Source organism: Kocuria himachalensis (assembly GCF_054784195.1).
Genome location: NZ_BAAGPL010000031.1, coordinates 5,194 through 24,961 on the forward strand (window position 1 = coordinate 5,194; position 19,768 = coordinate 24,961).

Genomic DNA, 19,768 nt, shown 5'->3' on the forward strand with positions numbered 1-19,768 from the left:
GGCTCCTGCTCCCGGTGCGCGGGGCACCGGGAGCGGATGCTCAGACGGCGGAGCTGCCGCCGTCGCGGGGAGCGTCCGGCGTCGTGGTGCCGGCCGCGTCCCGGGTGTCGGAGCGGGCACCGGAGAGGGCCTCGGCCTCCGGCTCCGGCACGGCGTCCGGCTCGGGGGCCACCCCGGTGCGCTCGAACTCGCGGTGCTTGCCGCGGGCCCGGTCCAGCAGCTCGCGGAAGTGCTTCTCGGACTCGAGCAGCTCCTCGCGGTGCTTGTCGGAGATCTTCGGCATCTGCCGCTGGTACTTGGCGGCCTTGTCGGCGAGCTTCCGGCGCTCCCCGGCACTGGCGTCCTGGGGCAGGGTCACGTACTTCTCGGCGACCGTCTGCAGGCCGTTGAGCACCCGCAGGGCGCGGCCCTTCGGGCTGTACAGGGACGCGAGGACGGTGAGCACCAGGACGCCGAGGATCACGGTCAGGGACATGCCGATCGTCACCTCGACGACCTCCACGTGCTCGCCGTTGTTGATGAACGCCAGGCTGTTCTCGTGCAGGGCGTGGATGATGAGCTTGATCCCGATGAAGGCGAGGATGATCGCCAGGCCCCAGGAGAGGTAGATGAGCCGGTCCAGCAGCCCGTCGATGAGGAAGTACAGCTGGCGCAGGCCCATCAGGGAGAACGCCACGGCCGTGAACACCAGGTAGGTCTCCTGGGTCAGGCCGAAGATCGCCGGGATGGAGTCCAGGGCGAAGAGGACGTCGGTGCCGCCGATGGCGACCATGACCAGCAGCATGGGGGTCATGGCGCGCTTGCCGTTGTGGACGGTGAACAGCTTGTCGCCGTCGTAGTGGTCCGTGGTGTGGATGAACCGCTTGGCCAGCCGGACCACGAAGTTGTCCGCCTCGTCGTGGCTGGACTCGGAGAGCTCCCCCTTGATCAGCGAGCCCGCCGTCAGCAGCAGGATCAGGCCGAAGAGGTAGAACACCCAGGCCCACGCGTTGATGGCGGCGGCGCCCACGAAGATCAGGGCGGTGCGGGCGATCAGGGCGAACGTGATGCCGAACAGCAGCACCTTCTGCTGGTCCGCCCGCGGGACCTTGAAGGAGGCCATGATGATGAGGAAGACGAAGAGGTTGTCGACGGACAGCGCCTTCTCCGTGATGTACCCGGCGTAGTACTCGCCGGCGTAGCGCCCGCCCCACTCGATGAGGACGAACAGGCCGAAGAGGAGGGCGAGGCCCACGTAGATCGCCGACCAGATGGCGGCTTCCTTCAGCTCGGGCTCGTGGGCCTTGCGCACGTGGAATACGTAGTCGAAGAGCAGCAGGCCGACGATGGCCGCGATCGTGACGATCCAGACGGTGGATGAGACTTCCATGGTCCTACTTTCGGGGTCGCGTACGGGACGCCGTAAGTCTCTCCGCCACCCGGGCAGGACCGGTCGGGTCCACCACGTCGGGTTCGGCCGCTGTGTCCGGCCGGGCTGGGGCCCGACGTGCTGACGTCCACAACGCTGAGGGATACTCCCCTAGGCTCCGTCCAGTGTATACGGATCCGTCCGGGCCCACGGACGGCGAGGGGCCTGACACACCGTCCGGCGTGTCAGGCCCCTTGTCGTCGCGACCCCCTCGGCGGTCCGGTGCGATCAGACCAGGGGCCGGCGCGGGCCGTTCTCGCCGGGCTCACCGGTCGTGAGGTCCTGCTCGGAGCGCGTCTCGCCCTGGCTCTCGACATGGTGCTCGTCCGCGGTCTTGCCCGTGTGCTCGTGCAGGTCGGGGAGCTCCACGGAGGAGCGCTCGGCGGCGCCGCGCGCCGCGTGGTGCTTCTTGACGAGCTCGGCCTGCACGAGGCGGATCTCCGTGGTGGGGGTGCCCTCGGGGATGCCTCGGTAGACCTCGATGGCCCGGTGCAGCTCGGCGACGGCGTGCGCGGCGCGGCCCTTCGGGCTGACCATGGAGGCGACGGTGGCGACCACGATGATGGCCACGATGACCCCGAGGGAGACGAAGGTCGGGATCTCGGGGGCCCACTCGATGTGCTCACCCCCGTTGATGAAGGGAAGCTCGTTCTCGTGCATGGCGTGCAGGATGAGCTTCACGCCGATGAACGCGAGGATCAGGGACAGGCCGTGCTTGAGGTAGATGAGCCGCTCCATGAGCCCGCCCAGCAGGAAGTAGAGCTGGCGCAGACCCATCAGCGCGAAGATGTTGGCCGTGAACACGATGAACGGGCTCTGGGTGAGGCCGAAGATCGCCGGGATGGAGTCGAAGGCGAACATCAGGTCGGTGAGACCGATCGTCACGAAGACGACGAGCATCGGCGTGAACACCTTCTTGCCGTCCACGACGGTGCGCAGCTTGTTGCCGTCGTACTGCTCCGTCATGGGCACCACCGTGCGGAGCTTGCGGATGACGGCGTTCTCCTCCGACTCGTCCTCGCCGTCGTCCTTGGCCTGGTGGTAGGCGGTCCACAGCAGGAAGACGCCGAAGATGTAGAAGACCCACGAGAAGTTGGCGATGATCGTGGCGCCCAGCAGGATGAAGATCCCGCGCAGGACCAGCGCGATGATGATGCCCACCATCAGCACCTCCTGCTGGTACTTCCGCGGCACCGCGAAGCGGGTCATGATCACGATGAACACGAAGAGGTTGTCGATGCTGAGGCTGTACTCCGTGATCCAGCCGGCGATGAACTGGGTGCCCGGCTCCACTCCTGCGAAGGCGAACATCAGGCCGCCGAAGACGAGCGCGAGGGCCACGTAGATGGCCACCCAGATGCCCGCCTCCTTCATGGAGGGTTCGTGGGGGCGCCTGGCGACGATGATCAGGTCGAAGAGCAGGATGAGCCCGAGGACGACGAACGAGCCGATCTCGAACCACGCTGGTAGTTGTGTGTGCACGCGAGTACTTTCGCTTCGAGGTGGCGGCGCCCCGCCCACCGCGTCTGCTGACGTGGTGGTGAGGGCGCCGGAATGAGCCGCAAGTCTCTCCGCCGCCTCGGCCGGGCCGGAGCCCGCATGCCGAGGCCGACCGTTGCGCCCGGCCGGGCCCGTGGCCCGACGTGCTGACGTCCGCAACGCTGAGGGATACTCCCCTACGCGGGGAGCAGTCTATCGGACCCTGGGAGAACACCGGGAACGTGTTGCGCCCGGAGCCCGTCCGGCGCCGTCCGGGCTCAGGCGTGCCCGGCCTGCTGCATCTGCCGCAGCTCCTTCTTCAGGTCCGAGAGCTCGTCGCGGATCCGGCCGGCGAGCTCGAACTGCAGCTCCGCGGCCGCGGCCTGCATCTGCTCCGTCATCTGGGCGATGAGGTCCACGAGGTCCTCCGCCGGCGCGGCCGCGAACCCGTCCTGGCGCAGCTTGTCCTCCGCGGCCGCCACGGCGTCCCGCCCGCCCCTCGCCCCGGTCGGGGCGGTCTTCTTGCCGGCGGCGGCGCGCCGGGCGAGCAGCTCGCGGGTGTCCTCCTCCTCGCGCTGGAGCTGGTCGGTGATGTCCGCGATCTTCTTCCGCAGGGGCTGCGGGTCGATCCCGTGCTCCGTGTTGTAGGCGACCTGGATCTCCCGGCGCCGGTTCGTCTCCTCGATGGCCGTGGCCATTGAGTCGGTGATCCGGTCGGCGTACATGTGCACCTGGCCCGAGACGTTGCGGGCGGCACGGCCGATGGTCTGGATGAGCGAGGTCGTGGAGCGCAGGAAGCCCTCCTTGTCGGCGTCCAGGATCGCCACCAGCGACACCTCGGGCAGGTCCAGTCCCTCCCGGAGCAGGTTGATGCCGACGAGGACGTCGAACGTGCCCATCCGCAGCTCGCGCAGCAGCTCCACGCGGCGGAGGGTGTCGACGTCGGAGTGCAGGTACTGGACCTTGACCCCGTGCTCCATGAGGTACTCGGTGAGGTCCTCGGCCATGCGCTTGGTGAGGGTGGTGACGAGCACGCGCTCGTCCCGCTCGACCCGCACGTTGATCTCGTCGAGGAGGTCGTCGATCTGCCCCTTGGTGGGCTTGACGACCACCTCGGGGTCGATCAGCCCGGTGGGCCGGATGATCTGCTCCACGTAGCCGTCCGCCTGGGAGAGCTCGTACTTGCCCGGCGTGGCCGAGAGGTAGACGGTCTGGCCGATGCGCCCCAGGAATTCGTCCCACTTCAGCGGGCGGTTGTCCATCGCGGAGGGCAGCCGGAAGCCGTGCTCCACGAGGGTGCGCTTGCGGGACATGTCCCCCTCGTACATGCCGCCGATCTGCGGGATCGTCACGTGGGACTCGTCGACCACCAGCAGGAAGTCGTCGGGGAAGTAGTCGATGAGGCAGTGCGGGGCGGACCCGCGGGGACGGCCGTCGATGTGCAGGGAGTAGTTCTCGATGCCGTTGCAGTAGCCCATCTGCTCCATCATCTCGAGGTCGTAGGTGGTGCGCATGCGCAGCCGCTGGGCCTCGACGAGCTTGTTCTGGGACTCCAGCTCCTTCAGCCGCGCGGCGAGCTCGTCCTCGATGGACTTCACGGCCGTGGCCATCCGGTCCGCGCCGGCCACGTAGTGGGAGGCGGGGAAGACGTACATCTCGGTCTCCTCGCGGATGATCTCCCCGGTGAGCGGGTGGAGGGTGTAGATGGACTCGATCTCGTCGCCGAAGAACTCCACGCGGACCGCGTGCTCCTCGTACATCGGGATGATCTCCACGGTGTCCCCCCGCACGCGGAACGTGCCGCGGTGGAAGTCGACGTCGTTGCGCGCGTACTGCATGTGCACGAACCGGCGCAGCAGCTCGTCGCGGTCCATCTCCTCCCCCCGGCGCAGCGTCACCATCTGCGCCACGTACTCCTCGGGGGTGCCCAGGCCGTAGATGCAGGACACGGTGGCGACCACGATGACGTCGCGCCGGGTCAGCAGGGCGTTGGTCGCGGAGTGCCGCAGCCGCTCGACCTCCTCGTTGATGGACGAGTCCTTCTCGATGAAGGTGTCCGTCTGCGGGACGTAGGCCTCGGGCTGGTAGTAGTCGTAGTAGGAGACGAAGTACTCGACGGCGTTGTTGGGCAGCAGCTCGCGCAACTCGTTCGCGAGCTGCGCGGCGAGCGTCTTGTTCTGCACCATGACGAGGGTCGGGCGCTGGACCCGCTCGATGAGCCACGCGGCGGTCGCGGACTTGCCGGTGCCGGTGGCGCCGAGCAGCACGACGTCCTTCTCCCCGGCCTCGATCCTCGCGGCGAGCTCCTCGATGGCCTTGGGCTGGTCGCCGGCGGGCACGTAGTCGGAGATGACCTCGAAGGGGGCGACGACACGGTTGATCTTCTGGGCGAGGCTCATGGCACCAGGCTACGCGCCGCCCCGGACACGGGACCCGTGTTCCTCCGGAGGCGATCGGCCCCGCGGCCGCCGGGACCGCCGGCCGGAAATACGCCGCGGGCGGCGCCCGTTGCACAGGGCACACCGCCGCGCCCGGCGGGACGCCGCCGGAGCCCGCGGGCCGCCGCCGGGCCACCATCGAGAGGAACACCGTGTCGATCGTCATCACCGGCGCCACCGGCCAGCTGGGCCGCCACGTCATCAGCTCCCTCCTGCGCCTGGACGTGCCGCTGCCGGACCTCGTGGCCGCCGGCCGCAACGAGGACAAGCTCGGCGCCCTCCGGGAGCTGGACCTGGCCACGGTCCGGGTCGACTACACCGACCCCGCGACCCTCGACGAGGCGTTCGCGGGGGCGGACACGGTCCTGCTGGTCTCCAGCAGCGAGGTGGGCGTGCGCGTGCCCCAGCACCGGAACGCGGTCGACGCCGCCGTCCGCGCCGGGGTCTCCCGCCTCGTCTACACCAGCGCCCTCGGGGCCGACCGCGGGAAGCTGCTGCTCGCGGACGAGCACCTGGCCACGGAGCAGGCGATCGCCGACTCCGGGCTCCCCTACACGATCGTGCGCAACGGCTGGTACACCGAGAACTTCGAGCCGGCCCTGCGGCACGCGGAGACCACCGGCGTGGTCCTGGCCAGCGCCGGGGACGGCCGGGTGGCCAGCGCCACCCGCGAGGACTACGCGGAGGCGATCGCCGCGGTCCTCGCCCAGGACGGCCACGCCGGGCAGACCTACGAGCTCTCCGGGGACGTGGCGTGGAGCTTCGACGAGCTCGCCGCCGCGCTCACCAAGGTCCTGGACCGGGAGGTGACCTACCGGCGCCTCACGCCCGAGCAGCACCTGGCGGAGCTCGAGCGGACCGGCGTGGACGAGGACACCGCGCGGTTCCTGGTGGCCCTGGACGCCAACATCGAGGACGGCGCCCTGGACCTCGTCACCGGGGACCTGTCGCGGCTGCTCGGCCGGCACACCACTCCGCTGGTCGACGCGCTGCGCGCGATGCGCTGAGGCGCCCGTCCGCCGCGGCCCTGCGGCCCGTCAGTTGCGGGAGGTCCCGGCCCGGGGACCGCCGCGGGAGTCGTCACGGTGGTAGAGGTACTCGTTGCCGTGCTCGTCCTTCTCGATCACGAAGTGCTTCTGGCACTCCTCGTACCAGGCGTGGGCCCGTGCGCTCTCCTCCGCGCCGTGGGTCTCCGGCGGGACGCGATCGGCCGCCCCGTAGATCCTGAGGGCGATCTGGTTCAGCCGGTCCAGCAGGCGGTAGCCCGACGACGGCGCGTCCTCGTTGACGGTGTGCTGCTCTTCGGACATGGCGTCCCCCCGGTGACCGCGATGCGGATGGGCACCATTCTATTCCTCGTGCCGCGGACGGCGAAGGCCGATCGATCAGTTGCCCCGGACGCCCCGGGCGGCGTCACATCCGCTGGAACTTGGCCCGGACCACCATGAACGCCCCGTAGCCAATGAGACCCAGGGCCACGGCCCCGAGGATCCACGCCCCGAAGGGCTGCTCCTGGAGGCTCTTGAGCGCGCCGTCCAGACCCGTCGACTGCTCGGGGTCGCTCCGCGCCGCGGCCAGGACGAGGAGCGCGCCGAGCACGGCCAGCGCGATGCCCTTGGCCACGTAGCCGGCCGTGCCTAGCCACACCACGGCCGATCCGGCCGTGCCCGGCGGCAGGCTCGTCAGGTTCTCCCGGAAGGATCTCGTCATGCCCCGGTGGACGAAGAAGGCACCGGCGACGACGAGCCCCAGTCCCACGGCGATCAGCAGCACCGTGCCGGCCGGGTGCGCCATGAGCCGGGCACTCATCGACTGGGTGGACTGGCTGCTGTCGCTCGAGCCCCCGAGGGCGTAGGTCCCGAACACGGCGCCGATCGCGCCGTAGGCGAGCGCCTGGCCGACCATCTTGAGGCGGTGCTTGAGCCGCTCCCGGTCCGATTGCTGCGTCGCGCCGAAGAACACCTCGCTGAGCAGGAAGACGGCGAGCGCCGCGCAGCCGAGGAAGCACGCCCACAGCAGGACCGTGCCGCCCGGGCTGCCGGCGAGCGCGGCGACCGCGCCCGACTGGTCCGCGGAGCCCGAGCCGCCGGTGGCGACGCGCACCGCGATGATCCCGATCATGACGTGCAGCAGACCCGACGCCACGTATCCGGCGCGGGCCGCAAGGATGAACCCGCGGGAGTCCGTCGCGTCGTCCGCGGCGTTGGCCGCCCTCGTGGCCTTCCGGCCGACCTCGCCCATGGTTCCTCCTGCGGTTCGGAACTCCATCGTCCGCCTGTGGACCGCCGGTGTCCACGACGCCGTTCGGCTGACACCGGACGGAGCGCGCGCCCGCTGCCGTCCCCGCCGCACGCCGCGTCGTGGCCGGCGCCGCGGTCCTGGTCACCGCGGTCTCCGCGACCGTGGCCACCGCCCTGCCGGCCCAGGCCGACCAGGCGACGCCCGCGATCGTGGACTCCACGGTCCACGACGGCCAGTACGTCAGCCTGACCTTCGACGACGGCCCCGATCCCGTCAGCACGCCCCGGCTGCTGGCCGTGCTGAAGAAGCACCACGTCAAGGCGACCTTCTGCCTGTGGGGCGACCACGTGCGGCAGCACCCCGACGTCGTCCACCTGAGCGCCGCAGCCGGGCACCGGCTGTGCAACCACACGATGCACCACGACGACATGAGCGGCTGGGACACCGAGGCCATCCGCGAGGACCTGGAGCAGACCAGTGCGGCCATCCGCGACGCCGTGCCCGGAGCACGGATCGACTACTTCGGGGCGCCCTACGGCAGCTGGGGCCGGACCCCCGAGGTCGCGGCCGGGCTCGGCATGCAGCCGCTGGGCTGGCAGCTGGCCGTCGGCGACTGGGCCCCGCCGGGCACGGCCGAGCTCGTGCGCCGCATCGAGGAGGGCGTCACGCCCGGGGCCGTGGTCCTCCTCCACGGCGGCGGCGGCGACCGCAACCAGACCGGCGAGGCCGTGGACCAGGTGATCCCCCAGCTCAAGGCCGACGGCTGGCGCTTCGACAAGCCGGCCCGACCCGGCTAGGACCACCGCTGCGCGCCGTCCGCGGGGCCGGCCGCCGTCGTCGCCTGTCGGCCGGCCCCGCCCACGGCTCCTCCTGAGGTGCAGAACCCCCTCGTGCGCCCGTGGCCGGCCCGTGTCCAGGCGACCGGCCGGCTGACCCGGGCTACTGCTTGAAGGCGGCGTCGAACGAGGCGCCGGAGGGCGCGAAGTCGAAGCGCTTCAGGAACGCCAGGGCCTCGGGGGCGCCCCGGAGGCGGTCCATGCCGGCGTCCTCCCACTCCACGGACACGGGGCCGTCGTAGCCGATGGCGGTGAGGGCGCGGAAGCTGTCCTCCCACGGCACGTCGCCCCGGCCGGTCGAGACGAAGTCCCAGCCGCGGCGGGGGTCGCCCCAGGGCAGGTGGGAGGACAGGATCCCGTTGCGCCCCCCGCCCATCCGCATCTTCGTGTCCTTGCAGTCCACGTGGTAGATCCGGTCCGCGAAGTCCGAGATGAACGCCACCGGGTCGATCTGCTGCCACAGGAAGTGGCTGGGGTCCCAGTTCAGCCCGAAGGCCTCGCGGTGGCCGATGGCCTCCAGCGCCCGGTGCGTGGACCAGTAGTCGTAGGCGATCTCGGAGGGGTGGACCTCGTGGGCGAAGCGCACCCCGCACTCGTCGAAGACGTCCAGGATCGGGTTCCACCGGTCGGCGAAGTCTTGGTAGCCCGCATCGATCACGTCCTGGGAGACCGGCGGGAACATCGCCACGTACTGCCAGACGGAGGACCCGGTGAAGCCGACCACCGTGTCCACGCCCAGCTTCCGCGCGAGCCGTGCCGTCAGCTGCATCTCCTCGGCGGCACGGGCGCGCACTCCCTCGGGCGATCCATCGCCCCACACCCGGGGCCCCACGATGGACTCGTGCCGGAAGTCGATGGGGTCGTCGCAGACCGCCTGTCCCTTGAGGTGGTTGGAGATGGCCCACACCCCGAGACCGTGGCGCTCGAGGATGTCGAGCCGGTCCCGGACGTAGGCGTCGTCGTCCCACCGCCAGGCGTCGAGGTGCTCGCCGGAGACGGCGATCTCCAGACCGTCGTAGCCCCAGCCGGCGGCGAGTTCCGCGACCTCCTCGAGCGGGAGGTCGGCCCACTGGCCGGTGAACAGCGTGTAGCGGTGGTGTCCCATGGGAGTCCTTCGGGTCGGGGAGAGCGGTTCTCCGCTGGTCCGGGGTCAGAGGTGGACGGTGGCGCCGGACCGCGCCGCGCTGTCCGTCACGGCGCCGAGCACCCGCTGGACCTCCAGGCCGTCCTCGAACCCGGGGGCGGGCGGGGTCCCCGTGTCGATGGCCCGCAGGAGGTCGGCGGCCTGGCTGGTGAACGTGTGGTCCCAGCCGAGGACGTGTCCGGCCGGCCACCACGCCCCCACGTAGGGGTGGGTGTCCTCGGTGACGAGGATCCGGTTGTAGCCCTGGGTGTCCGGCGCCGCGGCGGTGTCGAACAGGTGCAGCTCGTTCAGCCGCTCGAGGTCGAAGCGCAGTCCGCCCCGCGATCCGTAGACCTCGATCTCGAGGGCGTTCTTGCGGCCGGTGGCGCAGCGGGAGACCTCCAGGCTGACCACGGCCCCGGAGGCGGTGCGCAGGGTGGCCCAGGCGGCGTCGTCGACCGTCACCGGCTCGGGGCCGGCCGCGCCCTCCCGGGTCGGGACGAACGTGGTGACCGTCCCGGAGACGGACGTGACCGGCGAGTCCAGGAGGAAGCGCACCTGGTCGACGGCGTGCGAGGCGAGATCGCCCAGCGCCCCGGACCCGGCGGTCTCCCGGCGCAGGCGCCACGTCATGGGCGCGTGCTCGTCGGCGAGCCAGTCCTGGAGGTAGCTGACCCGGACCTGCCGGACCCGGCCCACGCGGCCGTCCGCGATCAGCTCCCGGGCCAGCGCCAGGGCCGGCACCCGGCGGTAGTTGAAGCCCACCATGGACCGGACGCCGCGGGCCCGGGCCGCCGCCGCGGCGGCCACCATCCGCTCGGCCTCGGCCACCGTGTTGGCCAGCGGCTTCTCCACGAGCACGTGCTTGCCGGCCTCGAGGGCGGCCACGGCCATGTCGGCGTGCAGGTGACCGGGCGTGCAGATGTCGACGACGTGGATGTCGTCCCGTTCCAGCACCGACCGCCAGTCGGTGCCGCTCTCCTCCCAGCCGTACCGCCGTGCGGCCTCGGCCACGTGCCCGGCGTCCCGGCCCACCAGCACCTTCTGCGCCACGCGGGGCGTGGGGTAGAAGGCGTTGACGTTGCGCCACGCGTTGGAGTGGGCCTTGCCCATGAAGGAGTAGCCGAGCACGGCGACGCCCAGGGCGGCAGGGTCGGGCACGGTGGTGGTCATGGCTGTCCTCCTGGGGACCGGGCGCCGGTCGAGCGCAGGAACGCCAGTCCGTGCTCCGCGAGCTGGTCCTGGGTCTCCGCCAGGGGCCGCCAGATCGAGGCGGCGGTGGCGATGCTGGCGTTGAGGGCGGTGAAGCTCTCGATGGTGAGGGCGCCGGTGTAGCCCACGGCGTCCAGGGCGTCGAAGATGCCCGTCCAGTCCGTCTGGTCCCCGCCGGGGGCTCCCCGGTCGTTGCCGCAGACCTGGACGTGCACGAGGTGCTCGCCGGCCGCCCGGACGGCGTCGGCGGAGGAGCGCTCCTCGATGTGCAGGTGGTAGGTGTCCAGGGCCAGGCCCACACCGTGGCCGAGCAGCGGCCCGAGGGCGTCGAGCGCCTGTGCGGTGGTGTTGATCAGGGACGTCTCGTAGCGGTTGAGCGGTTCGATGCCCAGGACGACCCCGGCGGCCTCGGCCTCGGCGGCCAGCGGTGCCAGGTTGCGCCGCAGCTGCGCGTACGCGTCCGCGCGCTCCGCCGCGTCCATCCGCCACAGCCGTCCCGTGTGCGCGTAGAAGGGCCCGCACACGGCCGGTGCGCCGACGTCGTGGGCCAGCTGGATGCAGGCCCTGAGGTAGCGCTGGGTCCGGGCGATCACGGCGTCGTCCGCCAGGACCAGTTCCCGTCCGGGCGCCATGGCGCCGATGACGAACGGCCTGAGCCCGGCGAGCGCGTCCCGCACTGCCCCGGCCGAGAGGTCGCCGACGTTCTCCAGCGGGAGCTCGACGGCGTCGAAGCCCATGTCCGCGATCTTCCCCAGCAGCGGGGGCAGGTTCGAGTCGGTGAGCGGGGACTCCCACACCCAGGTGTTGACGCCGATCAAGCGCTGCACGGGCCTGCCTCCTCTCGGTGGACTGTCGTGGATGGCGCCCTGCCCGCCGCCGGGAGCTCCCGGGACCGGGCCGGTGGCGGGCAGGGCGTGGTCGTGCGGGTCAGGGGATGACGCGGTCCCGCCAGACGTCGGGGTAGCCCGGCAGGTCCTCGCCGCCGAACTTCGCGTAGTGGCCGTCCGGCATCCCCTCGTTGTCGGCGAGGAAATCCGCCCGCTGGTCCTCGGTGATGGGCTCCTGCGGCAGGACCCACTCGGCGGGGACGTCCTCGCCGGCGAAGATCTGCTCGAGCGCCAGCAGCGGGGTGCGCCACTGGAAGTTTGAGTACACCGGGGCGAGGCCGGTCAGGCCGGTGTCCTCCCACTTGCGCAGGAAGCTCATCTCGTCCTCTCCGGTCATCACCGGGTAGTCCGCGCCCGCGTCCTCGAACGCCTCGATGGCGGCGACGGCGCCGTCACCGGCGTCCATCCACACGCCCTGCACGTCCCCGGTGGCGAGCTCGTCGGAGATGATCTTCTTGATCTCGGTGGGGTCGGCCCCGGTGAAGTAGTCCGTCGCCTCGATCCCCTTCTCCTCGAAGATCCGCTCGGCCGCGGCCCAGCGCTGCTCCAGGACGTCGACGCCCGGGAGGATGCGCAGGGCCACCACCTTGTCGCCCTCCTGCAGGTTGTCGACCAGGAAGTTCGCCGAGTCGATGCCCCAGGCGAAGCCGCCGATGGGGTGGATGAACGTCGTCGCGCAGTCGGTCTGCACCCCGCGGTCGAAGACCACCACCGGTTTGCCGGTCTCGCACGCGCGCTCCACGGCGGGCGTCAGGGCGGCGGTGGAGTTCGGCGAGATGATGAACCCGTCGCACTCGCCCTCGGCGATGAAGTAGTCGATGTCGGCGATCTGCGTGTTGTCGTCGTCCTGGGCGTCACGGGTCTCCATCTCGGAGATCACCCCGGAGTCCTGGAGCACCTTGAGCTGCTCGTTCATGGTGATCCACCCGGTCTGACGCCAGGGGTTGGAGATGGAGGCGTTGGAGAAGCACACCTTCTGCGGGCCGTCGGCGGCGAACTCCCCCGTGGCGGTCGTCTCCCCGTCGATGTACTGGGTCCAGGGCCGCTCCGGGTCCCCCTCGAAGGAGGCCGAGCGCTGCTCGAGCTGCCGGTCGTACTCCGCCTGGTCGAACCACTCGTCACCGCCCTCCGGGGCCGGTGTGGCGGCCGCGGACGCCCCTCCGGTCTCGGCGGGCGGCGGCTCCTCCATCGACGAATCGGTGGTGCAGGCGGTCAGCCCCAGCAGCGCTGCCGCTGCCACCACGGTGACCTTTGACTGGATGCTTCGGCGCATCATGTTCCTTCCTCGTCGGTGCCCGGGGTGGGCGGTGCTGCGATGGCACGTCTCGGCTCCTGCGCCGCTGCGGTCCGGCCGCGCCGGCGGCGCTTCCACGTCTGGGTGCCGGCGGCGACGGCGAGGATGATGATCGCGCCCTGGACGGTGTCCCGCCAGGTCGACTGGACGCCCAGGAAGTTCAGGAGCGCGAAGAGCGTCTCGAGGGCGAAGGCGCCGGCGGCCGCGGAGAGCACCCAGCCGCGCCCGCCGCCCAGCACGACGCCGCCGAGGACGACCGCGGTGATGGCCGTGAACTCGTAGCCGCGCCCCACGGAGGGGTGCACCCCGGCGTAGCCCACCAGGATGATCCCCGCCACGGTCGCGGCCAGGGAGGAGAGCATGAACGCCCGGGTGCGCACCCACCAGACCCGGGCACCGGTCAGGGCGGCGGCCCGGGGGTTGTCGCCCACGGCGACGAGCGTGCGGCCGTAGGGCCGGCGCATGAGCCAGAAGGCGGCGGCCGCGACGACCGTCACCAGGACGACCGGATAGGGCAGGACGCCCAGGACGGGGACGTCCTGGATGCCGCCGCGGCCGATCTGCCGGAAGCTGTCCGCCGGGTTCCCCGTCGCGGCGCCGCCCGTCCAGTAGAGCACCAGGCCCAGCAGGGCGAGCATGGTGCCGAGGGTCACGATGAAGCTGGGCACCTTGAGGAGCGTGGTGACCAGCCCGTTGACCAGGCCCACGAGGGCGCCGAGGACGAGCATCAGCACCAGGACGGGCACGGTCCGGCTGTCGTCCTGGCCGATGAGGTTGCCGGCCACGAACACCTGGGCGGTGACCACCGAGCCCATGGACAGGTCGAACTCCCCGGAGACGATCACGAAGTACTGCCCGATGGCCGCGATGGCGATCGGCGCCGTGCGGCCGACGAACCGGATCAGCGAGCCCGGTTCGCCGAAGGACGGGTTGACGGCGATCGCCGCGGCCAGCAGCACCACGAGGAGCACGAAGACGGCTCCGCCGGGCGTCCGCAGACCGCGCAGCACCCGCTCGTGCCAGGGTGACCGGTTCTGCTGCAGGACCGCGGCCCGGTCCGTGACGGCGGCGCTCATGCCGGGACCTCCTGCTCGGTTCGCCCGCTCCGGTGCTGGTCGAAGCGCGCGGGCCGGCTGACCACCCGGCGCCGGGCGTACACGGCGACGGCGACGACGATCACGATGCCGCGGACCACGTCCTTCAGGAACGGGTTGATCTGCATGACGCTCATGATGTTGTCGATCATCGCGAAGATCAGGACACCGCCCAGCGTCCCCACCAGCGACCCCTTGCCACCCGCCAGCAGCGTTCCGCCCAGGACCACGGCGGCGATGGAGAGCAGGTCGTACCCGCCCTGCGAGCCGATGGTGGGGCTGCCCACCCCGAGCCGCGCCGCGAGCAGCAGGCCCGCGAGACCGGCCATGACGGAGCAGATGACGTGGGCGGCGACGATCGGGGTGCCGGTCTGGATCCCGGACATCCGAGCGACCCGGATGTCCCCGCCGACCGCGTACATGTGGTGGCCCAGCCGGCTGCGGGTCAGCATGAGCAGGACCGCGCCCGCGCAGGCCAGCATGATCAGCGTGGAGACCGGGACCGGGCCGATGCCCGTGGCGCCGATGAGGCGGAAGGCCACGGGGGTCTGCCCCGAGCTGCCCTTGTAGTTGGTGGCGAGATAGCCGCTGACGACCAGGCCGGTGCCCAGCGTGGCGATGAAGCCGTGGACCTTCAGCCCGGACACCACGAGACCGTTGACCAGGCCGATGCCCGCGGAGACGACCAGGGCGAGTGCCACGCCGGCCAGGATGTTGCCCGGCTGGTTCGCCATGAGCCCCGCCGAGAGCAGGCTCGCGAGGCTGATGACGTACGGCACGGACAGGTCGAGGCTCCCCACCAGGATCACGAGCGTCTGGCCGATCGCGATGAAGCCGAGGACGCTGGTCCCGGTGAGGACCGCGGAGATGTTCCCGGCGCTGACGAAGCTGCGCCCGGTGGCGCCGACCAGCACCATGCCGACCACGAAGGTCAGCAGGACCACGAGGTAGACGATGTGGGTGGACGTGAGCCTCGAGAACGTCATCACGGTCTCGCCCCTTCCGTGCGGGCGCCGGTGGCCAGCTGCAGCACCTGCTCCTCGGTGGCGTCCGGCGGGAGCTCGCCGGCGACCCGGCCGTCCCGCATGACGACGATCCGGCTGGACATGCCCAGGACCTCCGGCAGCTCGCTGGAGACCATGAGCATGGCCTTGCCCTCGGCGGCGAGCATGCGCATGAGGTTGTAGACGGCGATCTTGGCGCCCACGTCGATCCCGCGGGTCGGCTCGTCGAGCAGCACGACCTGCGGGTCCACCGCCAGCCACTTCGCGAGGACCACCTTCTGCTGGTTCCCGCCGGAGAGGTACTGCACCTCCTGGTCCAGGTCCCGGGCCACCACCTCGAGCGAGGAGAGCACCCCGGGGACGTCCCTCCTGGCCGCGGCGGTCCGCCGCGGGAAGACGGAGCGGATCACGCCCAGGGCGTTGTCCAGGATGGACTGGCCGAGACTGAGCCCCTGCGTCTTGCGGTCCTCCGTGATCAGGGCGACGCGCTGCCGGACGGCCTGCCGGGGCGAAGAGGCCGGGTACGGCCGGCCGTCCAGCTCCATGGACCCGCGGGTGAACGGGTGGACGCCGAAGACGGCCTCCACCAGTTCCGTGCGCCCGGAGCCCTGCAGTCCCGCGACCCCCACGATCTCCCCCGCGCGCAGCGTCAGGTCGATGCCGTCGAGCTGGTCGTTGCCCCCGCCGTCGATCCTCAGGAGCTCCCGCCCCACCCCCGTGCCGGGCACCTCCTCCGGGAAGTAGGCGGAGATCGGGCGGCCCACCATCATGCGCACCAGGGCGGCGTCGTCCATGGCGGACGCGGGCTCGGTCCCCACCACGCGGCCGTCCTTGAGGACCGTGATGGTGTCGCACAGGTCGAAGATCTCCTTCAGCCGGTGGGACACGTACAGGATGGCGGTGCCGCGCTCCCGGAGCCGGCGGATGATCGCGTACAGCAGGTCCACCTCGGGACCCGCGAGGGCCGCGGTCGGCTCGTCCATGGAGATGATGCGGGCGTCGTAGCTGATGGCCTTGGCGATCTCCACGATCTGCTGCTGGGCCACGGACAGCGAGCTCACGGTGGTCGTCGGCGGGATGCTGGTGATGCCCAGGTCCTCGAGCAGGGAGCTCGTCATCGTGTTCATGGCTCGCCGGTCGACGAGCAGGCCCCTGCGCGGCTCGCGGCCGAGGAAGACGTTCTCGGCCACCGTGCGGTCGGGCAACAGGTTGAACTCCTGGAACACCGTCGACAGCCCGGCCACGTGCGCCTGGGTCGGGTGGTGGAACTCGACGGGGGTGCCGTCGATCTCCACGGTCCCCGCGTCCCGGTCGTGGACTCCGGCGAGCACCTTCATCAGGGTGGACTTCCCGGCGCCGTTCTCGCCGACGAGCCCGTGCACCTCGCCCGCGTGCAGCCGGAGGTCCACGTCCTCGAGCACCGGCACCCCGAAGTAGGACTTCGACAGGCCGGTGACGGTCAGCACCGGGGAGCTCGCACGCTCGTACATGCGGCCACTGTGACACGGGCCACACACTTCTGTCGACGATCCGGCAAAAGCTGTTCTCAGGTTGTGCGATTGTGACATGCTTGACCCCCATAAGGGGGCGTGCTCTACTGAAAAAGTGCTGCAGAGTCCACCGCCGGCGCCGGCGCCGGCGCCGCGTTCCTCGGACTCGCCCGCTCCGGGGGCGAGCGAAGTCTTCCAGCTGCTGCGCGACGGCCGCCCGAGGACGCGGGCGGAGCTCGCCCAGCTGACCGGACTGGCCCGCTCCACCGTGGCGTCCCGCGTGGACACCCTCATGGCGCTGGGCCTCGTCGCCCCCTACGGCGGAGCCGCCTCCACCGGGGGGCGCCCACCGTCGCTGTTCGCCCTGAAGCCCGGCGCCCGGGTGGTGGTCGGCGCGGACATCGGGGCGACGCACGCCCGGGCGATCCTGGCGGACCTCTCCGGCCGGGAGCTCGCCGAGGAGCGCGAGGCGCTCGCGATCGGCGAGGGCCCTGAGGCTGTCCTGGGCTGGCTCGTGCACACGGTCGCCACGCTGCTCGAGCGCGGGAACCGCCCGGCCGCGGAACTGGCCGCCATCGGCATCGGGCTGCCCGGTCCGGTGGAGCACGAGACGGGCCGGCCGATCAACCCGCCCATCATGCCGGGGTGGGACCGCGTGGACGTCCCCGCCCTCGTCCAGGCCCGCTATGACGTGCCCGTGCTGGTGGACAACGACGTGAACATCATGGCCCTGGGCGAGCGCAGCTTCTTCTGGCCCGAGACCACCGAGCTGATGTTCGTCAAGGTGGCCACGGGCATCGGCGCCGGGATCATCTCCGGCGGCACCCTCCAGCGCGGGGCCCAGGGCACCGCCGGGGACCTCGGCCACGTCCGGGTGCCGCGCGGCGACGAGCTCCTCTGCCGCTGCGGCAACACCGGCTGCCTCGAGGCGCTGGCCGGCGCCCCCGCGCTCGTGCGGACGCTCAACGAGCAGGCACCCGGCACGCTCGCCACCAGCCAGGACGTGATCGACCTCGTCCGCTCCGGCGACCCCCGGGCCGTCCAGGCGATCCGCCAGGCGGGCCGGGACATCGGGGACGTCCTGGCCACCTGCGTGAACCTCATCAACCCGTCCGTGATCGTGATCGGCGGCAGCCTCGCCCAGGCCGGGGAGCACCTGCTGGCCGGCATCCGCGAGGTCGTCTACCGGCGGTCCCTGCCACTGGCCACGGAGCACCTACGGGTGGCCCCCTCGGTGGCCGGGGAGCGGGCCGGCGTCATGGGGGCGGCGGTGCTGGCCATCGACCACGTCCTGTCCCCGGAGTCCATCGAAGCCGCCTGCGCCGCCCTGGCCACGGGCTGAGGGCGCCCGCCCGCACACCCGGCTGCCCCCGGGCCGCGCGGGCTCCGGTCGCTCACCCTCGGAACCGGGCGTTGAGCCGTGCGGCCTGGCGCGTGAGATGGTCGCGCTCCGGAAGGCTGGGCGCCGACCGGGCGGCCTCGGCGTAGAGCCGAGCCGCGGTCACGGGGTCGCCGTCGCGCTCGTGGAGATACGCCGCGGCGGCGGTGCACCGGGGCAGGGACGGGTCGAGCCCCGCCAGGGCGGCCAGACCGGCCCGCGGGCCCTTGGCCTCGCCGAGCGCGACGGCGCGGTTGAGCCGGGCCACGGGGCTGCCGGTGAGGTGCACCAGCTCGTCGTACCACTCGACGATCTGCGCCCAGTCGGTCTCCTCGGCCGTGCGGGCGTCGGCGTGGAGCGCGGCGATCGCGGCCTGGGCCTGGTACTCGCCCAGGCGGTCGCGGGCGAGCGCCGCCTGGAGCAGGTCGACGCCCTCGGTGATCAGGCGGGTGTCCCACCGACCGCGGTCCTGCTCGGCGAGGGGCACGAGGCTGCCGTCGGGCCGGGTCCGGGCCGGGCGCCGGGCGTGGTGGAGCAGCATGAGCGCGAGCAGCCCCGCCACCTCCTCGTGCTCGATCCCGGCGGCCAGCTGGCGGGTGAGCCGGATCGCCTCGGCGGCGAGGTCGACGTCGCCGGAGTAGCCCTCGTTGAAGACGAGGTAGAGCACGCGCAGGACCGTGGCCACGTCACCCGGCCGGTCGAACCGCACGCCGGAGACGGTGCGCTTGGCCCGGCTGATCCGCTGGGCCATGGTCGCCTCCGGCACGAGGTAGGCCCGCGCGATCTGCCGCGTGCTGAGACCGCCCACCGCGCGCAGCGTGAGGGCGACCGCCGAGGCCAGTGTCAGGGAGGGGTGCGCGCACAGGAAGTACAGCTGGAGGGTGTCGTCGGCGGTCTCCGCCGGGCCGGATGCGGGCTCGTCCTGGGTGCGGATCTCACGCCGCCGGCGGGAGGTGTCGGCGCGGGCGGCGTCGAGGAACTTGCGCCAGGCCACGGCGACCAGCCAGGCCTTCGGGTCCCGCGGCGGGTTCTCCGGCCACACGCGCACCGCTTCGACCAGGGCGTCCTGCACGGCGTCCTCGGCCGCCGCGGAGCCGGCTCCGCGGCGGCCGAGGATCCCGATCACGGTGGGAGTGAGGGTCCGCAGCAGTGCCTCGTCCACCGTGCGTCACTCCGTGATGGTCGGCGGCGCGGTCAGGAACGGGCGGATCTCGAGCCACTCGTGGATCGGCTTGCCGCCCGCCCCCGGAGCCGCGGACAGCTCACCGGCCAGTTCCAGCGCACGATCGTAGGACTCGACGTCGATCACCATCCAGCCGGCGATCAGGTCCTTGGTCTCGGCGAACGGGCCGTCGGTGACCGGCGGCTTCCCCTCGCCGTCGTAGCGGACGAACGTGCCCTCCGGGGACAGGGCCTGCGCGTCGACGAACTCGCCGGTGCCCTCGAGCCGGGCGGCGAAGTCCGACATGTACTGCATGTGCGCCGACACCTCCTCCGGGGTCCACCGGTCCATCGGCACGTCGTTGACCGGTGCCGGAGCGCCCCGGTAGTGCTTGAGCAGCAGGTACTTGGCCATCATGTTCTCCTCACTGAGGTACGGCCCATTGTGGCCGTGCTCACCCCAGGGACGGAGCGGTCGGCGGGTTCTCGACGTCCCGCGGCGACATCTTTCGGCGATCTTGCACGAAGGGTCATGGAACGTCCCGCGCGCCCAAGTGTCCGTCATCGGGTGCGCCGAGCTCCGGGCAGCGCTGCTTCGACTGTCTGCGGGACGGCCGTGCACAGATCGGCGCCCTGACCACGGGATGCGTCAGGGCGCCGGTACTGACAGCTCTCGGTGACACAGCGCACACGGACAGCCCGTGCGGTCGTCGCTCGGTCCGG

The 19,768-nt window shown here is 71.6% G+C and carries 16 protein-coding genes and 1 pseudogene; 3 read left to right on the forward strand and 14 right to left on the reverse strand.

The window, feature by feature from the left end:
* Nucleotides 1-40 precede the first annotated feature (40 nt).
* From ACYVM4_RS17875 to uvrB, 3 genes and pseudogenes are all read right to left on the reverse strand, one after another.
* Nucleotides 41-1,369, reverse strand: coding sequence for a TerC family protein (locus ACYVM4_RS17875; protein WP_460669409.1), 1,329 nt, complete (start codon nt 1,367-1,369; stop codon nt 41-43).
* A 531-nt stretch (nt 1,370-1,900) separates the two neighbouring features.
* Nucleotides 1,901-2,890 (reverse strand): annotated as a pseudogene (locus tag ACYVM4_RS17880) (TerC family protein); the annotation flags it as partial.
* 275 nt (nt 2,891-3,165) lie between these two features.
* A complete protein-coding gene (gene uvrB / locus ACYVM4_RS17885; protein WP_368819880.1) occupies nt 3,166-5,286 on the reverse strand; it encodes an excinuclease ABC subunit UvrB in 2,121 nt (706 codons plus the stop codon).
* Between the two features lie 191 nt (nt 5,287-5,477).
* Between uvrB and ACYVM4_RS17890 the strand changes: the two genes are divergently transcribed.
* Nucleotides 5,478-6,332 carry an SDR family oxidoreductase gene (locus ACYVM4_RS17890; RefSeq protein WP_460669410.1) on the forward strand — a complete coding sequence of 285 codons (855 nt, stop codon included), beginning with the start codon at nt 5,478-5,480 and terminating at the stop codon, nt 6,330-6,332.
* 30 nt (nt 6,333-6,362) lie between these two features.
* Here the strand turns inward: ACYVM4_RS17890 and ACYVM4_RS17895 are convergent, their stop codons facing one another.
* Together ACYVM4_RS17895 and ACYVM4_RS17900 are read right to left on the reverse strand one after the other, a co-directional pair.
* On the reverse strand, nt 6,363-6,635 hold the full coding sequence (locus ACYVM4_RS17895) for a hypothetical protein (protein ID WP_368819882.1): 273 nt from the start codon (nt 6,633-6,635) through the stop codon (nt 6,363-6,365).
* A 103-nt stretch (nt 6,636-6,738) separates the two neighbouring features.
* Entirely contained in the window at nt 6,739-7,566 is an 828-nt protein-coding gene (locus ACYVM4_RS17900; RefSeq protein ID WP_460669411.1) for a DUF1206 domain-containing protein, read from the reverse strand.
* A 119-nt stretch (nt 7,567-7,685) separates the two neighbouring features.
* On the opposite strand from ACYVM4_RS17900, the gene ACYVM4_RS17905 reads away from it, so the two are divergent.
* Complete coding sequence (locus tag ACYVM4_RS17905) at nt 7,686-8,363, forward strand: polysaccharide deacetylase family protein (RefSeq protein ID WP_460669412.1); 678 nt, start codon at nt 7,686-7,688, stop codon at nt 8,361-8,363.
* 142 nt (nt 8,364-8,505) lie between these two features.
* Here ACYVM4_RS17905 and ACYVM4_RS17910 read toward each other — a convergent pair whose 3' ends face one another.
* From ACYVM4_RS17910 to ACYVM4_RS17940, 7 genes are all read right to left on the reverse strand, one after another.
* Entirely contained in the window at nt 8,506-9,507 is a 1,002-nt protein-coding gene (locus ACYVM4_RS17910) for a sugar phosphate isomerase/epimerase family protein (protein WP_368819885.1), read from the reverse strand.
* Nucleotides 9,508-9,552: 45 nt separating this feature from the next.
* On the reverse strand, nt 9,553-10,698 hold the full coding sequence (locus ACYVM4_RS17915; protein ID WP_460669413.1) for a Gfo/Idh/MocA family protein: 1,146 nt from the start codon (nt 10,696-10,698) through the stop codon (nt 9,553-9,555).
* Nucleotides 10,695-11,564: a sugar phosphate isomerase/epimerase family protein gene (locus ACYVM4_RS17920; RefSeq protein ID WP_460669414.1), complete on the reverse strand. Its 870-nt coding sequence runs from the start codon at nt 11,562-11,564 to the stop codon at nt 10,695-10,697. The genes ACYVM4_RS17915 and ACYVM4_RS17920 overlap by 4 nt, the downstream gene beginning before the upstream one ends.
* Nucleotides 11,565-11,664: 100 nt before the next feature.
* On the reverse strand, nt 11,665-12,897 hold the full coding sequence (locus ACYVM4_RS17925) for a substrate-binding domain-containing protein (protein ID WP_368819916.1): 1,233 nt from the start codon (nt 12,895-12,897) through the stop codon (nt 11,665-11,667).
* Nucleotides 12,897-13,994, reverse strand: a complete 1,098-nt coding sequence (locus ACYVM4_RS17930) for an ABC transporter permease (RefSeq protein WP_368819888.1) — start codon at nt 13,992-13,994, stop codon at nt 12,897-12,899. Before ACYVM4_RS17930 ends, ACYVM4_RS17925 begins: the two co-directional genes overlap by 1 nt.
* Entirely contained in the window at nt 13,991-14,998 is a 1,008-nt protein-coding gene (locus ACYVM4_RS17935) for an ABC transporter permease (RefSeq protein WP_460669415.1), read from the reverse strand. Before ACYVM4_RS17935 ends, ACYVM4_RS17930 begins: the two co-directional genes overlap by 4 nt.
* Nucleotides 14,998-16,506 (reverse strand): sugar ABC transporter ATP-binding protein, encoded by a 1,509-nt coding sequence (locus tag ACYVM4_RS17940; protein ID WP_460669416.1) that lies wholly within the window; start codon nt 16,504-16,506, stop codon nt 14,998-15,000. Before ACYVM4_RS17940 ends, ACYVM4_RS17935 begins: the two co-directional genes overlap by 1 nt.
* Nucleotides 16,507-16,621: 115 nt before the next feature.
* Here ACYVM4_RS17940 and ACYVM4_RS17945 point away from each other — a divergent pair, with 115 nt between their 5' ends.
* Complete coding sequence (locus ACYVM4_RS17945) at nt 16,622-17,848, forward strand: ROK family transcriptional regulator (RefSeq protein ID WP_460669417.1); 1,227 nt, start codon at nt 16,622-16,624, stop codon at nt 17,846-17,848.
* Between the two features lie 52 nt (nt 17,849-17,900).
* On the opposite strand, the gene ACYVM4_RS17950 is transcribed toward ACYVM4_RS17945, so the two are convergent.
* Complete coding sequence (locus ACYVM4_RS17950; protein ID WP_460669418.1) at nt 17,901-19,046, reverse strand: RNA polymerase sigma factor; 1,146 nt, start codon at nt 19,044-19,046, stop codon at nt 17,901-17,903.
* A 6-nt stretch (nt 19,047-19,052) separates the two neighbouring features.
* Nucleotides 19,053-19,460, reverse strand: a complete 408-nt coding sequence (locus ACYVM4_RS17955; RefSeq protein ID WP_368819917.1) for a YciI family protein — start codon at nt 19,458-19,460, stop codon at nt 19,053-19,055.
* Between the last annotated feature and the right edge of the window lie 308 nt (nt 19,461-19,768).